At 65.0% G+C, this 1,172-nt stretch carries 1 protein-coding gene; it reads right to left on the bottom strand.

Annotation, left to right across the window (positions count from 1 at the left end; translation table 11 throughout):
* Positions 1–1,164 (bottom strand): IS3 family transposase gene (locus ACYU8V_RS22295; RefSeq protein WP_460850419.1). Its coding sequence is split into 2 segments (ribosomal slippage), with 1,162 coding nucleotides annotated over them: positions 1–877 and positions 880–1,164; the frame shifts between segments, so codons are not numbered across the junction. This gene is flagged as partial in the annotation.
* Positions 1,165–1,172 lie beyond the last annotated feature (8 nt).

The following is a 1,172-nucleotide window of genomic DNA, read 5'->3' on the forward strand; positions in this document are numbered from 1 at the left end:
TGATGGTCTCGTACTCGATGGGGGTCAACCGTCCGAGAGCGTCTTGGCGACGGCGTCGGTGGTAGGTCCTCTCGATCCAGGTCACGATCGCGATTCGCAGCTCCTCGCGGGTAGCCCAGGAGCGGCGATCCAGGACGTTCTTCTGGAGCAGCGAGAAGAACGACTCCATGGCTGCGTTGTCGCCGCACGCACCGACCCTGCCCATCGATCCGACCAAGGAGTGACGGTTGATCGCGTGGACGAATTTCCGGCTGCGAAATTGCGATCCTCGGTCCGAATGCACGATGCAGCCGGCGACATCACCGCGCCTGGCGACGGCGTTGTTCAGTGCCGCGACCGCAAGTCGGGACTTCATCCGGGAGTCGATGGAGTAGCCCACGATCCGGTTGGAGTAGACGTCCTTGACCGCGCAGAGATAGAGCTTGCCTTCACCGGTTCTGTGTTCGGTGATATCGGTGAGCCACAGCTCGTTCGGGGCATCGGCAGCGAAGACGTGTCGCGTGACCCCGTGCTCGTCAACGACGGCGCACAGGTCGTCGTGGACCGGTGGTCCGGGCCTCTTCGTCTTGCCCCGCTTGGGCTTGCCGAACGTCGACCACCAGCCCATGCCCGAGCAGATCCGCCACGCGGTCCGCGCTGCCATCGCCTCACCGGCGATCGCAGCCTCATCGAGCATGAACCGGTAGCCGAACTCGGGATCATCCTTGTGGGCGTCGAACAACGCGTTCGCCCGATACGCCTCGACCAGCTCGGCGTCGGTGACCGGCGCCTGGAGCCACCGGTAGTAGGGCTGGCGCGCGATCTTGAGGACCCGGCACGTCACCGTGACGGGGATCCCGTCGACGGCCAACTCGCGGACGAGCGGGTACATCATTTTCCCGGAAGGTTGGCCTGCGACAGATACGCGGCCGCCCGACGGAGTACTTCGTTCTCCTGCTCCAGCAGCCGCAGCCGCTTGCGCAGCTCGCGGTTCTCGGCATTCTCAGCCGCCGTCGTGCCCGGCTTCACACCGTCCTCGACATCGGCGGCCTTCATCCAGTTCGTCAGGCAGGACTCGCTGATGCCGAAGTCGGCAGCGATCTGCTTGAGATGGACGCCCGGCTCACGGTTCCTCGCGACACGGACCACGTCGTCACGGAACTCCTTGGGGTACGGCCTCGGCACAGCAGACA

It is taken from the genome of Nocardioides ultimimeridianus, from assembly GCF_054777895.1.